This is a genomic window from Micromonospora sp. CNZ322 (assembly GCF_007827755.1).
Genome location: NZ_VITD01000014.1, coordinates 13,530 through 27,497 on the forward strand (window position 1 = coordinate 13,530; position 13,968 = coordinate 27,497).

The 13,968-nt window shown below is 70.1% G+C and carries 12 protein-coding genes; 8 read left to right on the forward strand and 4 right to left on the reverse strand.

What is annotated here, in order from left to right; translation table 11 throughout:
• Positions 1–2 precede the first annotated feature (2 nt).
• Genes FB453_RS26655 through tkt form a run of 3 tightly spaced genes read right to left on the reverse strand, consistent with a single transcriptional unit; the run spans position 3 to position 4,981 of the window.
• Positions 3–1,652, reverse strand: a complete 1,650-nt coding sequence (locus FB453_RS26655) for a glucose-6-phosphate isomerase (protein WP_145794694.1) — start codon at positions 1,650–1,652, stop codon at positions 3–5.
• A complete protein-coding gene (gene tal / locus FB453_RS26660; protein ID WP_112700329.1) occupies positions 1,649–2,827 on the reverse strand; it encodes a transaldolase in 1,179 nt (392 codons plus the stop codon). The genes FB453_RS26655 and tal overlap by 4 nt, the downstream gene beginning before the upstream one ends.
• A gap of 15 nt (positions 2,828–2,842) precedes the next feature.
• Positions 2,843–4,981 carry a transketolase gene (gene tkt, locus FB453_RS26665; RefSeq protein WP_145794696.1) on the reverse strand — a complete coding sequence of 713 codons (2,139 nt, stop codon included), beginning with the start codon at positions 4,979–4,981 and terminating at the stop codon, positions 2,843–2,845.
• A gap of 266 nt (positions 4,982–5,247) precedes the next feature.
• Here tkt and FB453_RS26670 point away from each other — a divergent pair, with 266 nt between their 5' ends.
• The 3 genes from FB453_RS26670 to FB453_RS26680 all read left to right on the forward strand — a co-directional run bounded on the left by FB453_RS26670 (position 5,248) and on the right by FB453_RS26680 (position 7,941).
• Positions 5,248–6,201 (forward strand): heme o synthase, encoded by a 954-nt coding sequence (locus FB453_RS26670; protein WP_091403680.1) that lies wholly within the window; start codon positions 5,248–5,250, stop codon positions 6,199–6,201.
• Between the two features lie 470 nt (positions 6,202–6,671).
• Complete coding sequence (locus FB453_RS26675) at positions 6,672–7,007, forward strand: hypothetical protein (RefSeq protein WP_091403682.1); 336 nt, start codon at positions 6,672–6,674, stop codon at positions 7,005–7,007.
• Positions 7,008–7,020: 13 nt separating this feature from the next.
• Entirely contained in the window at positions 7,021–7,941 is a 921-nt protein-coding gene (locus FB453_RS26680; protein ID WP_145794699.1) for a hypothetical protein, read from the forward strand.
• Between the two features lie 382 nt (positions 7,942–8,323).
• Here the strand turns inward: FB453_RS26680 and FB453_RS26685 are convergent, their stop codons facing one another.
• Positions 8,324–9,289, reverse strand: coding sequence for a COX15/CtaA family protein (locus FB453_RS26685; protein ID WP_186718578.1), 966 nt, complete (start codon positions 9,287–9,289; stop codon positions 8,324–8,326).
• A gap of 98 nt (positions 9,290–9,387) precedes the next feature.
• Between FB453_RS26685 and FB453_RS26690 the strand changes: the two genes are divergently transcribed.
• The 5 genes from FB453_RS26690 to sufC all read left to right on the forward strand — a co-directional run bounded on the left by FB453_RS26690 (position 9,388) and on the right by sufC (position 13,948).
• A complete protein-coding gene (locus tag FB453_RS26690) occupies positions 9,388–10,188 on the forward strand; it encodes a helix-turn-helix transcriptional regulator (protein ID WP_486480480.1) in 801 nt (266 codons plus the stop codon).
• Positions 10,185–11,615 carry a Fe-S cluster assembly protein SufB gene (sufB, locus tag FB453_RS26695; protein ID WP_091403689.1) on the forward strand — a complete coding sequence of 477 codons (1,431 nt, stop codon included), beginning with the start codon at positions 10,185–10,187 and terminating at the stop codon, positions 11,613–11,615. Before FB453_RS26690 ends, sufB begins: the two co-directional genes overlap by 4 nt.
• A gap of 88 nt (positions 11,616–11,703) precedes the next feature.
• Positions 11,704–12,849, forward strand: coding sequence for a Fe-S cluster assembly protein SufD (sufD, locus tag FB453_RS26700; protein ID WP_145794703.1), 1,146 nt, complete (start codon positions 11,704–11,706; stop codon positions 12,847–12,849).
• Positions 12,849–13,175, forward strand: coding sequence for a non-heme iron oxygenase ferredoxin subunit (locus FB453_RS26705; RefSeq protein ID WP_091403693.1), 327 nt, complete (start codon positions 12,849–12,851; stop codon positions 13,173–13,175). Before sufD ends, FB453_RS26705 begins: the two co-directional genes overlap by 1 nt.
• Entirely contained in the window at positions 13,175–13,948 is a 774-nt protein-coding gene (gene sufC / locus FB453_RS26710; RefSeq protein WP_112677399.1) for a Fe-S cluster assembly ATPase SufC, read from the forward strand. Before FB453_RS26705 ends, sufC begins: the two co-directional genes overlap by 1 nt.
• Positions 13,949–13,968 lie beyond the last annotated feature (20 nt).

Consider the following 13,968-nt stretch of genomic DNA (forward strand, 5'->3'; position numbering starts at 1 on the left):
CCTCACGCCCGCAGATCACCGGCCGCGTCCAGTAGTTGGGCGACACCGGCGGCCCGGTCGGTCAGGTGCAACCGCAGCACCGGCCGCTCCCGACCGGCGAGAGCCTGCCGGTCACCGGCGGCCTGCGCCGCCTGCAACTCACCGAAGGTGTACGGCTTGCCCGGCACCGCCAGGTCCTCGGCGACCGCGCCGGTCACCTGGAGGTAGCTGCCCACCTGCGGGCCGCCCTTGTGGTACTGGCCCGTCGAGTGCAGGAAGCGCGGACCCCAGCCGAAGGTGACCGGTCGGCCGCTCGCCTGAGCCAGCAGCGACCGCAGCCGGGCCGTGTCGGCGTCGGCGAACCGGTCGAGGTACGCCATCACCGCGAGGTAACCGTCGTCGCCCAGCCCGTCGAGCAGCCAGCGCAGCGCACCGGCCAGGTCTCCGGGGGCGCCCTGCGGGGCGTACACCTCGATCGCGCCCTCGGTGAACGACGGCGTCTCCGCCGGCAGGCCCGAGGCCAGGATCTTGTTGGTGTTCTCCTTGGACTCGGTGACGTTCGGCTGGTTGAACGGGTCGATGCCGAGCACCACGCCGGCCACCGCGGTGGCGTACTCCCAGGCCAGGAACTGCGCGCCCAGCGGGCCGTTGACGGCCACGTCCGGGTTGGCCCCGCCGCCCGGCATGTCGCCGGGGGCCAGCGCGCCGCCGTAGCTGACGGTCAGCACGTCCGCGCCGGTGGCGCCGGGGCTCTGCGGAGACTCCACGACCACCGGGAGGATGCCCACCCCGGCCTTGCCGGTCGACTCGGCGATCAGCTGCTCGGCCCAGTCGCCGAGCCCGTCGATGCCGGTGCCGTCGGAGACCAGGGCGACCTTGTCCCGGGCCAGCGTGGCCGCGGCGCCCAGGGCGGCGCCCAACGCCAGCGCCGGGTTGTTCTGGTCCGCGCCGAGCGACGTGGCCAGCGCGTCGGCCTGGTCGAGCAGTTCCGCGACCTCGACCCCGGCCAGCGCCGAGGGAACCAGACCGAACGCGGTGAGCGCCGAGTACCGGCCGCCGACGTTCGGGTCGGCGATCACGGTGAACGCGCCCATCTCGACCGCGGTGGCCTCCAGCGGCGAACCCGGGTCGGTGACGATGACGAAGTGCCGGCCGGCCTCCGCCTCGGTCATCCCGGCGTCCAGGAACGCCTGCCAGTACGCGCGCCGGTGGCTGTCGGTCTCCACCGTCGACCCGGACTTGCTGGCCACCACCACGACGGTGCGCTCCAGCCGGTCACCGAGCGCCGCCCGGACCTGGCCCGGGTCGGTGGTGTCCAGCACTGTCAACGGGCGACCCAGCGTCCGGGTGATCACCTCGGGCGCGAGCGACGAGCCGCCCATGCCGGCGAGCACCACGTGATCCAGGTCGGCCAGCTCAGCGGTCAGCTCGGCCAACTGGACGAGCAGCTCACGGCTGCGCCGGTGGGTGTCCACCCAGCCCAGCCGGATCTTCGCCTCGGCCTCAGCGTCCGGACCCCACAGGCTCGCGTCCTTGCCCGCCAGCTTGCCCGGGACGCCGGCCTTGACCAGCGCGTCCCGGGTCGAGGCGGGCGCGGCCTTGTCGACCGCGTCCGCGCCGTACACGGCGAGCCCGGCCGCTGCCTCCACCGGCCCAGCCAACAGGTCGCTCATGCGTTACCACCGGCCTTCTCGGCAGCCTTGGCGTTGCCCTTGGCCGCCTTGTTCGGGGCACCCTTGCCCTTGGCCGCCGCCTCCAGCGACTTGCGGACCCCGTCGAGCAGCTCCTGCCAGCTGGCCTCGAACTTCTCCACGCCCTCGCGTTCCAGGGTGACGATCACGTCGTCCATGTCCACCCCGACCGACTCCAGGTCGGCGAAGACCTTCCGGGCCGCGTCGTAGGCGCCGGTGATGGTGTCGCCGCGGGTCTCGCCGTGATCGGCGTACGCGTGGATGACCGACTCGGGCATGGTGTTGACAGTGCCGGGGGCGATCAGCTCCTCGACGTAGATGACGTCCCGGTAGTCCGGGTTCTTCGTCGAGGTGGACGCCCAGAGCGGCCGCTGCGGGTGCGCGCCGGCGGCGGCGAGCGCCTTCCAGCGGTCGGAGGAGAAGATCTCGGTGTAGCGCTCGTACGCCAGCTGGGCGTTCGCGACCGCGGCCTTGCCCTTCAGCGCCTTCGCCTGGTCGGAGCCGACCTTTTCGAGCCTCTTGTCGACCTCGGAGTCGACCCGGGAGACGAAGAACGACGCCACCGAGCCGATCTTGGACAGGTCGTGGCCGTTCGCCTTGGCCTGCTCCAGACCGGCGAGGAACGCCTCCATGACCGCCGAGTAGCGGTCCAGGCCGAAGATCAGCGTGACGTTGACGCTGATCCCCTCGGCCAGGGTGGCGGTGATCGCCGGGAGGCCGGCCTCGGTGGCCGGGATCTTGATGTAGAGGTTGGGGCGGTCCACCAGCCACCACAGGGCCTTGGCCTCGGCCACCGTCCGGTCGCTCTCATGGGCCAGCCGGGGGTCCACCTCGATCGAGACCCGGCCGTCGACACCGTCGCTGCCGTCGTACGACGGGCGCATCACGTCGCAGGCCCATCGCACGTCGTACGTGGTGAGCATGCGCACCGACTCCTCGACCTCGACGCCACGGGTGGCGAGGTCGTGCAGCTGCCAGTTGTACTCGTCGGCGTCGCTCAGCGCCTTGGCGAAGATCGTCGGGTTGGTGGTGACGCCGGCCACGTGCTTCTCGCGGCGCAGCTGGTCCAGCCCGCCGGAGCTCAAACGTACCCGGGAAAGATCGTCGAGCCAGACCGCCACACCCGCGGCGGTGAGCTCATTCAGCTTGTCCGTCATGCCATCCACGCTCCCTCAGTTGCCGGTCGTGAAACCGGTGATGTCGCCCACCCGGGCCAGCGAGGCGTGTGCTGCCGCCACGATCCGGTCGGGGGTGAACCCGAACTGCTCGAAGAGCACGGTGTGCGGGGCGCTCGCTCCGTAGTGCTCCAGGCTCACGCTCTCGCCCAGGTCACCGACGACACCGCGCCAGGACATCGCGATGCCCGCCTCCACGCTCACCCGTGCCTTTACCCCGCGGGGGAGCACCGACTCCCGGTACGCCTCGTCCTGCTCGTAGAACCATTCCTGGCAGGGCATCGAGACGACCCGGGTCGGGGTGCCGTCGGCCTCCAGCCGCTCCCGGGCGGTCAGGCAGAGCTGCACCTCGGAACCGGTGCCGACGATGATCACCTGAGGCTTGCCGTTGGACGCCTCGGCCAGCACGTAGCCGCCCTTGGCCACGCCCTCCGCGCCGCCCAGGACGTCGCGGTCCATGGTCGGCAGCGGTTGGCGGCTCAGCGCCAGCGCGGTCGGCCGGTCGGTGTGCTCCAGCGCCTGCCGCCAGGCCCAGGCGGTCTCGTTGGCGTCCGCCGGACGGACCACGTCCAGGCCCGGGATGGCCCGCAGCGCGGTCAGGTGCTCCACCGGCTGGTGGGTCGGGCCGTCCTCGCCGAGGCCGATCGAGTCGTGCGTCCAGACGTAGGTCACCGGCAGCTTCATCAGCGCGGCCAGCCGCACCGACGGGCGCATGTAGTCGCTGAAGACCAGGAACGTGCCGCCGTACGGGCGGGTGCCACCGTGCAGGGCGATGCCGTTGAGGATCGCGCCCATGGCGTGCTCACGGATGCCGAAGTGCAGCGTGCGGCCGTACTCGTGGCCCGGGAAGTCCTTGGTGGCGTGCGCGGCCGGAATGAACGACGGCTCGCCCTTCATTGTGGTGTTGTTGCTCTCGGCCAGGTCGGCCGAGCCGCCCCACAGCTCCGGGAGCACCGGCGCGAGCGCCTCCAGCACCTTGCCGGAGGCGGCCCGGGTGGCCACCCCCTTGGCGTCCGCGGGGAAGACCGGCAACGCGTCGGTCCAGCCGTCGGGGAGTACGTGACCAGCCAGCCGCTCGTAGAGCGCGGTGCGCTCCGGGTTGGCCTTCTTCCAGGCGTCGAACGCGGTGGTCCACTCCTGCTGGGCGTCGGAGCCGCGGCCCATCACCGTGCGGGCGTGGCTGAGCACCTCCTCGTCGACCTGGAAGGTCTGCTCCGGGTCGAAGTCGAGGATCCGCTTGGTGGCCTTCACCTCGTCGGCGCCGAGCGCCGAGCCGTGGATCTTGCCGGTGTTCTGCTTGTTGGGCGCGGGCCAGCCGATGATGGTGCGCAGCGCGATGAAGGAGGGGCGGCCGGTCTCCGCCTTGGCGGCCACCAGCGCCGCGTACAGCGCCTCGGCGTCCTCGTGGTAGTCGCCCTGGTCGGCGTCGCCGCTGCGCCAGTCGACCGTCTGCACGTGCCAGCCGTACGCCTCGTAGCGGGCGGCCACGTCCTCGCTCTTGGCGATCCGGGTGTCGTCCTCGATGGAGATCTCATTGTCGTCGTAGATCACCGTGAGGTTGCCCAGCTGCTGGTGCCCGGCGAGGGCGCTGGCCTCGTGGCTGATGCCCTCCTCGACGTCACCGTCCGAGACGATGCACCAGATGTCGTGGTCGAAGACGGACGCACCGAGCTCGGACTCGGGGTCGAACAGGCCGCGCTCGCGGCGCGCCGCCATGGCCATGCCGACCGCGTTGCCCAGACCCTGCCCGAGCGGGCCGGTGGTGGTCTCCACGCCTGGCGTGTGCCCGTGCTCGGGGTGCCCCGGCGTCTGCGAGCCCCACTGCCGCAGCGACTTGAGGTCGTCCAGGCTCAGCGGGTAACCGGAGAGGAACAGCTGGATGTAGAGCGTCAGGCTGGAGTGCCCGGCGGAGAGCACGAACCGGTCGCGGCCGGGCCAGTTCGGGTCGGCCGGGTTGTGCCGCATGACGCGGTTGAAGAGGAGGTACGCCGCGGGCGCGAGGCTCATCGCGGTGCCCGGGTGACCGTTGCCGGATTTCTCTACGGCGTCCATGGCCAGCACGCGGACGGTGTCTACGGCCCGGCGATCGAGGTCGGACCAGTTCAGTGCGGAGTGCTCGGGTCGTTTAACAGCCACGATGGTTGTGCTCCTCGGCAGATGGGCGGAACCCTCACCGATGACCTTATCGAGCGTCCCTAAACGTGCGCCCGGGGATCTGCGCATGGTGTGCGCTACGTGACCATCCGGATGCTCGGTTCAACCCGGTGGTGTGACGGCCCGCACCGTTGTCGGGTCGGCCGGGCAGCCAAAACGACGACGCGTAGTGTGTGGGGCGGTATGCGGACCCGAGTGGTCCCGACCGATCCGATCTCCCCGTGCCCGATGCCGGAAGGTGGCAATCCGTGAGCATGATCACCGAGCGCCCCGCGAGCAACCCGGCCGGGCCACACCCGGCGCGGGCGGCCGAGGGCCCGGTGGCCCGGCGGGACGTACGCGCTGTCCTCTCGGCGTACGTCGCGCTCACCAAGCCGCGGATCGTCGAGTTGCTGCTGGTCACGACCGTCCCGGCGATGATGCTCGCCGAGGGCGGGCTGCCGTCGCTGTGGCTGATGGCCATCGTGCTGATCGGCGGCTCGCTCGCCGCCGGCGCGGCCAGCGTCCTCAACTGCTACATCGACCGCGACATCGACCAGCTGATGCGACGCACCAAGCGTCGGCCGCTGCCGGCACACACCGTGTCGCCGCGAAGCGCACTGATCTTCGGTCTGGTGCTGGCGGCGGTGTCAGTGGCCCTGATGGCAGCGTTCACCAACCTGCTGGCCGCGGGGCTGACCCTCGCCGCGATCGCCTACTACGACCTCGTCTACACCCTGTGGCTCAAGCGCTCCACCCCGACGAACACCTTCTGGGGCGGCGCCTGCGGGGCGGCACCGGTGCTGATCGGGTGGGCGGCAGTGACCGGCTCGCTGGCGCCGGCCGCCTGGGGGCTCTTCGCTGTGGTCTTCTTCTGGCAGATGCCGCACTTCTACCCGCTCGCCATGAAGTACAAGGACGACTACGCCCGGGCTGGCATCCCGATGCTGCCGGTGGTGGCCTCGATCCGCCGGGTGAACGCCGAGATCCTGATCTTCGCGTGGCTCACCGTGCTCACCTCCCTGGCCGTCTGGCCGCTGGGGCTCAGCGCGATCTACGGGGTGCCGACCCTGGTGGTGGGTGCCATCTTCGTGGTCGAGGCACACCGGCTCTGCCGGCGCGCGACGCGCGGCGAGGCGGTCAAGCCGATGCGACTGTTCCACTGGTCGACGACGTACCTGACGATCGTCTTCGTGGCCGTCGCGCTCGACGCGCTGATCTGACCCCTCCCCGCGCTGCCCGGCTCTGTGCCCTTCGCGTCCAAGGCAGTGGTCTCCGCCCGCCGTCTTCCGCTGGCTGTCGGCTCTCTTGGGCACCGGGCTCTCTTGGGCACCGGGCTCTCTGGGGCACCGCGGCTTTCTTGCGCGCTGCGGCTCGGCGGCCCTCGCGTCGTGCGTCAGTTGTCGCGCCGTGGCTCTACCCGGCGGGGAATGGCGCCGATGATCTACTGACTAATCATGGACGTGGATGAGTTGTCCGGGTTTAATGTCACATCAGGGTAACTTTCAGCATGAGTCGGATCGGCTCAACCTGGGTCGGTTCGGAGGCGATTTCCCGACGTGCTTTGAGCGCAAAAGTCGGTAAATAAACGGACAGTCAACCTGTGGTCGTCCTTAAACCTGTAGGTAATTGGCATCACAAAAGGTTCATGGTTCTCGCGCGACAGGGTGCAACTCTGCTTAGGCTTCGCGTCATGGCAGATGGTTCCGATACGACGCTGACGGCCGAGCAGACCGCCGGCGAGCAGGCGCCCCAGGGCCTGGTCGCGGGCCTCAAGGCGTTCGCGGCCGGACACGGCGGCGCGAAGGCGGTCATCGAGTACGTCGGCAAGCGTGGCGCGCGGATCGTCCTGGTGGGTTCCGACGGCGAGTGGGGCGACCAGTTCGCCGACGACACCGTCACCGCCCGGGAGGCGTGCGCCAAGGCGGGAGTCACCGTCGAGAACGCCTGGGAGCGTGAACTGATGGACCAGATGCGTCCGAGCAACGACCTCTGGCGGTCGATGGCCCGGCGCACGATGGCCCGCTGAACACACAGCTGAATTGACCACATATCACCAGTCGACCCGGGGGGAACCCCGGGTCGCTCTCGTCACCTGCTCAGACCTGGCCGACCTCGACCCGGACGACCGGCTGGTCCTGACCCCGCTCACCGCCCGTGGCTTCGCCGTCCAGTCCGTCGTCTGGGACGACCCCGACGTCGACTGGTCGTCCTACGACCTGGTCGTGCTCCGCTCACCCTGGGACTACGCGCTACGCCGCGACGAGTTCGTGTCCTGGGCGGCCACCGTGCCGAGGCTGGTCAACCCCGCGGACGTGGTCCGCTGGAACACCGACAAGCGCTACCTCGCCGAACTGAGCGCCGCCGGGGTGCCAACCGTGCCGACGTCGTGGATCGAGCCGGGGGAGAGCTGGCAGCTGCCCGCCGAGACCGGCGAGTACGTGCTCAAGCCCGCGACCAGCGCCGGCAGCCAGGACACCGGCCGGTACGACCTGGCCGACCCGGAGCACCGGGACCTGGCCGCCGCACACGTTCGCCGGCTCTCTGAGGCCGGCCGGGTCACCATGGTCCAGCCGTACCTGCGGGCCGTCGACACCGAGGGCGAGACGGCCCTGCTCTTCCTGGCCGGCCCGGACGGGCTCGCGTTCAGCCACGCGATCCGCAAGGGTCCGATGCTGTCCGGGCCGGACCTCGGCACCGACGGGCTCTACAAGGCCGAAGAGATCACCGCCCGCACCGCCCGCCCCGAACAGCTGGCGGTCGCCGAGCAGACCCTCGCGACGGTGCCCGGCGGCACCCGACAGCTGCTCTACGCCCGGGTCGACCTGATCCCCGGCCCGGACGGCGAGCCGGTCCTGGTCGAGCTGGAGCTGACCGAGCCGTCGCTCTTCATCGGGTACGCGGACGGCGCCCCCGACCGCCTCGCCACCGCGATCACCACCCACCTGGCCCGCACCACCTGACCACCACAACAAGAGCAACCCCTGACGGCCGCCCGCGCCGCCATGCGTCCGCGCCGCCGGCCTCCGTGTGTCCGGTGCCGCTTGCCGCCCGTGCCGCCGTGCGCCCGTTGTCGCCGGCAAGATCGCGCAACATCCTGGTTGTAGTGGCTTCCTGGCGTGCCGTGGCCACTACATCCTGGTTCGAGTGCGATCTTGGTGGCAATGGGCGGCCAAACCGTGGTCCGGTCTCCTCGGGGGCGGGGTTCGTCGTCAAGATCCGAGCAACATCAGGGATGTTGCTGTCTCCCGCGTGTCGGAGGCAGCAACATCGGGGGAGTTGCGGAGATCTTGGCACCGCGGGGCGCGGGAGCGCGGGGCGCCACGAGGCCGAGCGGTTAGGCGGTCAGGCGGTGACTGGCACCGGGGCGGCGGCGTCGGCCGGGGTGGCCTGGGGGGCCGACGTGACCGCGCGGCGTTCCCGGGTGGACCACTGCACCGACAGGGCGGCCAGCAGCACCAGGCAGGAGCCGAGCATGTGCGTGCCGACCAGGATCGCCGGCACGTGGGTGAAGTACTGCACGAAGCCGATCAGGCCCTGACTCAACTCCACGGCGACCAGGATGATCGCGGCGCGGGTGGCCCGCTGCGCACCGACGGCGCGAAGCGCGAAGATCAGCGCCACCGACAGCCCGATCAGCAGGAAGACCCCGTCGGCGTGCACCTGCGAGATCGTCTCCGGGTCGAGCCCGTTGCGGGCGGCGCCGTGGTCGCCGGCGTGCGGGCCGCTGCCGGTGACCCAGGTGCCGACGACGAGCACGGCGACTGTGACGCCTGTGGTGACCCGGGCCAGCGCGCGCAGCGGTGCGGGCACCACGGCCACTGTCGGGCCGTCGGGGTCGCCGATGCGTCGCCAGAGGGCGTACGCGGCGGCGATCACGGCCATCGAGGCGAGGAAGTGCAGCCCGACCACCCACGGGTTGAGGTTGGTCAGCACGGTGATGCCACCGATCACCGCCTGGGCGGGGATGCCCAGGAAGACCGCCACGGCCAGTGCGAGGAGCCCGGGTCGGCGGGGTCGGTGGGCCAGTACGGCCAGTACGGTGGCCAGCGCGATCAGACCCACCGCGAAGGTCAGCATGCGGTTGCCGAACTCGATCACCCCGTACACGCCCATCTCGGGCGTGGTGACGTAGGAATCGTCGGTGCACCGGGGCCAGGTGGGGCAGCCGAGGCCCGAGGCGGTCAATCGGACGGCCCCGCCGGTGACAACGATGCCCACGTTCGCGATGATCGAGGCGAGCGCGAGGCGGCGCAGCAGGATGCCGGAGACCGGACGGACGATTCGGTTCACGGCGCAAATCCTACGCACCGTAGTGATCGAGGTTCGTCCGACTCCGTCGGCTCGGTGGTTGGGATCACCGGAGCCCGGGTTTGCGACCCTCCGGGTAATTACGTAACGTTGGCGTTGTGAAAAACGCGGCGGCGCTCTCCGGGCACCAACCGACGGCCGTACCGGCCCTCGGTGCGTCCGCCTCCGCGCCTGCCGTGACCACGTCGGCCGGCCTCGCTGGGCCGGCGGCGGCCGAGGTTTCCACCCGGGATCGGGTCACCCAGTTGCTGCTGGAGCAGGGTGCCACCACCGCCGCGCAGCTTGGCGCGGCGCTCGGGCTCAGCCCGGCGGCGATCCGCCGGCACCTGGACGCGATGCTTGCGGACGGTGACGTTTACGCCCGCGAGCAGCCCGTGCAGGGCAGTCGCGGTCGAGGGCGCCCGGCCAAGGTGTTCCTGTTGACCGAGGCCGCCCGGGTCCGCTGTGGCACACACCACTACGACAACATGGCCACCGCCGCGCTGCGCTGGATCGCCCGCAGCGGCGGCTCGGACGCGGTCGAGGCGTTCGCCACCGAGCAGGTGTCGGCTCTTGAGTCCCGTTGCCGCACGGCCATGGAGGACGCCGGCGACGACCCTCTCGCCCGAGCCGAGGCACTCGCCGCAGCGCTCACCGGCGAGGGTTACGCTGCCAATGCGACCACGATCGCCTCTGGCGGCCAGCTCTGTCAGCACCACTGCCCGGTGGCGCACGTGGCCGCCGAGTTTCCTCAGCTGTGCGAGGCCGAGACCGCGGTCATCTCCCGTCTGGTCGGCACCCACGTGCAGCGTCTGGCCACCATCGCGCACGGCGACGGGGTGTGCACCACGCACATCCCGACTCAGCCGGGCCGCGCTCAATCCGGTAATCCCGTAACCACTGTGAGGACAGATAGATGACCGAGCAGATCGTCCAGCCCCTGACCCAGGAAGAGCAGCTCGCCGCCCTGGGCCGGTACGAGTACGGCTGGTCCGACCCGGACGCCGCCGGGGCGGTCGCCCAGCGCGGCATCAACGAGGCGGTGGTGCGGGACATCTCGGCCAAGAAGAACGAGCCGGCGTGGATGCTCGACCTGCGGCTGAAGGGCCTGCGGCTGTTCGGCCGTAAGCCGATGCCGGCCTGGGGCGCGGACCTCACCGGGATCGACTTCGACAACATCAAGTACTTCGTGCGGTCCACCGAGAAGCAGGCCACCAGCTGGGAGGACCTGCCCGAGGACATCAAGAACACCTACGACCGGCTGGGCATCCCGGAGGCCGAGAAGCAGCGGCTGGTCGCCGGTGTCGCGGCGCAGTACGAGTCGGAGGTCGTCTACCACAAGATCCGTGAGGACCTTGAGGAGCAGGGCGTCCTCTTCCTGGACACCGACACGGCGCTGCGCGAGCACGAGGACGTCTTCAAGGAGTACTTCGGCACGGTGATCCCGGTCGGCGACAACAAGTTCGCCGCCCTGAACACCTCGGTGTGGTCCGGTGGCTCGTTCATCTACGTGCCGAAGGGCGTGCAGGTCGAGATCCCGCTGCAGGCCTACTTCCGGATCAACACGGAGAACATGGGCCAGTTCGAGCGGACGCTGATCATCGTCGACGAGGGTGCGTACGTGCACTACGTCGAGGGCTGCACCGCGCCGCTGTACTCCTCCGACTCGCTGCACAGCGCGGTCGTGGAGATCATCGTCAAGAAGAACGCGCGTTGCCGCTACACGACCATCCAGAACTGGTCGAACAACGTCTACAACCTGGTCACCAAGCGCGCCGTCTGCCACGAGGGCGCGACCATGGAGTGGGTCGACGGCAACATCGGCTCCAAGGTGACCATGAAGTACCCGGCGGTCTACATGACCGGCGAGCACGCCAAGGGCGAGGTGCTCTCGGTGGCGATGGCCGGCGAGGGTCAGCACCAGGACGCCGGCGCCAAGATGGTGCACGCCGCGCCGCACACCTCCTCGACCATCGTGTCGAAGTCGATCGCCCGTGGTGGCGGCCGTACCTCGTACCGGGGTCTGGTGCAGGTGCTGGAGGGTTCGCACCACAGCCGGAGCACTGTCAAGTGCGACGCGCTGCTGGTCGACACCATCTCCCGCTCGGACACCTACCCGTACGTCGACATCCGTGAGGACGACGTGTCGATGGGCCACGAGGCGACCGTCTCCAAGATCAGCGACGACCAGCTCTTCTATCTGATGAGCCGGGGTCTGAGCGAGGACGAGGCGATGGCCATGATCGTGCGCGGCTTCATCGAGCCGATCGCCAAGGAGCTCCCGATGGAGTACGCCCTGGAGCTCAACCGACTGATCGAGCTTCAGATGGAGGGCGCGGTCGGCTGACGCCGCCGCTCCCCGTGACGGGCCGGAATCTCGGCCCGTCACACCTGGCCCCAACTCGTCGTCACGGAACAGACAGACCAAGGAAGAAATGACTACCCAGGCTTCCGCGCCGCCGCCCAGCACCAAGTCGCAGGCGCTGCGCTCGTACGACGTCGCCGACTTCCCGGCCCTCACCGGCCTGGAGGAGGAGTGGCGCTTCACCCCGCTCAAGCGCCTCCGCGGCCTGACCACTGAGGCGCCGGCCGCGACCGGCGCGGTCCGACACGAGTACGGTGACCTGCCCGAGGGCGTGGCCATCACCCGGGTCGGCCGTGACGACGAGCGGGTCGGCAGCGTGCTGACCCCGGTCGACCAGGTCAGCGCGCTGGCCTACGGTGCCGCCGCCGACGCCCTGCTGCTGCGGGTCGCCCCCGACGTGGTTCTGGGTGAGGCGGTGCGGCTGCGGGTGGTCGGCGAGGGCGTCGAGCAGCCGGCGTTCGGTCACACCTTCGTCGAGGTGGGCCGGTTCGCCGAGGCGACAGTTGTTCTGGAGCACGTCGGGTCGGCCACCCTGGCCGACAACGTCGAGGTCGCCGTGGCCGACGGCGCGAAGCTGACGCTGGTCACTGTCGCCGACTGGGCCGACGACGCGGTTCAGGCCCAGCACCTGAAGATCAAGCTGGGCCGGGACGCCAAGGTCATCCACATCCAGGTGTCCCTGGGTGGCGACCTGGTCCGGCAGTTCACCAGCGTGGAATACACCGGGCGCGGTGGCGAGGCCGAGCTGTACGGCGTCTACTTCGCCGACTCCGGCCAGCACCTGGAGCACCGGCAGCTGGTCGACCACAGCGTCCCGGACTGCCGCAGCTACGTCGGCTACCGGGGTGCTCTGCAGGGCGAGAGCGCGCACACCGTCTGGGTGGGCGACGTGCTCATCCGGGCCGAGGCGACCGGCACCGACACGTACGAGATCAACCGGAACCTGCTGCTCACCGACGGCGCACGGGCGGACTCCGTACCCAATCTGGAGATCGAGACCGGCGAGATCTCCGGCGCCGGCCACGCCAGCGCGACCGGCCGCTTCGATGACGAGCAGTTGTTCTACCTGATGGCCCGGGGCATTCCGGAGAATGAGGCCCGCCGGCTGGTGGTGCGTGGTTTCTTCGCCGAGCTGATCAACAAGATCCCGGTGGAGTCGCTGCGCGAGAGCCTCGGCGACGCGATCGAGGCCCGGCTGACCAAGGCGGGCGCTTGATGATCCGCATTTGCTCCACCGAGGACGTGCCGAAGGGCACCGCGATCAGCGCGGATGTCGACGGCACCCCGATCGCCCTGGTGCACGGCGAGGACGGCGGCTTCTACGCCGCGTACGACGAGTGCTCGCACGCCTCGGTCGCGCTCTCCGAGGGTGAGGTCGATGGCTGCACGCTCGAGTGCTGGCTGCACGGCTCGCGCTTCGACCTGCGCACCGGCGAGCCGACCGGCCTGCCCGCCACCGAACCCGTCCCCGTCTACCCCGTCGAAGTCCGCGACGGCGACATCTACCTCAGCCTGACGCCGAGTAATGGAGTGACCCGATAATGAGCACCCTGGAGATCCGCGACCTGAAGGTGTCGGTCAAGCTGCCCGAGGGTGAGCTCAAGCCGATCCTGGCCGGCGTCGACCTGACCGTGAAGTCGGGCGAGACCCACGCGATCATGGGCCCGAACGGTTCCGGCAAGTCCACCCTGGCGTACTCGATCGCCGGCCACCCCAAGTACGAGATCACCGGCGGTACGGTGACCCTCGACGGCGAGGACGTGCTGGCCATGACGGTCGACGAGCGCGCCCGCGCCGGCCTCTTCCTGGCCATGCAGTACCCGGTCGAGGTGCCCGGCGTCTCGGTGGCGAACTTCCTGCGGACCGCGAAGACCGCCATCGACGGCGAGGCGCCGAAGCTCCGTACCTGGGGTGGCGAGCTGCGCGGCGCGATGGAGCGTCTCCAGATGGACCCGGCGTTCGCCCAGCGCAACGTCAACGAGGGCTTCTCCGGTGGTGAGAAGAAGCGCCACGAGATCGTCCAGCTGGAGCTGCTCAAGCCGAAGATCGCGATCCTCGACGAGACCGACTCCGGTCTCGACGTGGACGCGCTGCGCGTGGTCAGCGAGGGCGTCAACCGGGTCCGCGACAACGGTGACACCGGCGTGCTGCTGATCACCCACTACACGCGGATCCTGCGCTACATCAAGCCGGACTTCGTGCACGTCTTCGTGGCCGGCCGAATCGTCGAGCAGGGCGGCCCGGAGTTGGCCGACAAGCTCGAGGCCGAGGGCTACGAGCGGTACGCCGCCGGGGCCGGCACGGCCAAGGCCTGAGCGGGAGAGGCGCTGCCGAG

Bases quoted from the DNA above. Each gene is read 5' to 3' on its own strand.
- FB453_RS26655 (WP_145794694.1), bottom strand. From the start codon at position 1,652: ATGAGCGACCTGTTGGCTGGGCCGGTGGAGGCAGCGGCCGGGCTCGCC.
- tal (WP_112700329.1), bottom strand. From the start codon at position 2,827: ATGACGGACAAGCTGAATGAGCTCACCGCCGCGGGTGTGGCGGTCTGG.
- FB453_RS26675 (WP_091403682.1), top strand. From the start codon at position 6,672: ATGGCAGATGGTTCCGATACGACGCTGACGGCCGAGCAGACCGCCGGC.
- sufB (WP_091403689.1), top strand. From the start codon at position 10,185: ATGACCGAGCAGATCGTCCAGCCCCTGACCCAGGAAGAGCAGCTCGCC.
- sufD (WP_145794703.1), top strand. From the start codon at position 11,704: ATGACTACCCAGGCTTCCGCGCCGCCGCCCAGCACCAAGTCGCAGGCG.
- FB453_RS26705 (WP_091403693.1), top strand. From the start codon at position 12,849: ATGATCCGCATTTGCTCCACCGAGGACGTGCCGAAGGGCACCGCGATC.
- sufC (WP_112677399.1), top strand. From the start codon at position 13,175: ATGAGCACCCTGGAGATCCGCGACCTGAAGGTGTCGGTCAAGCTGCCC.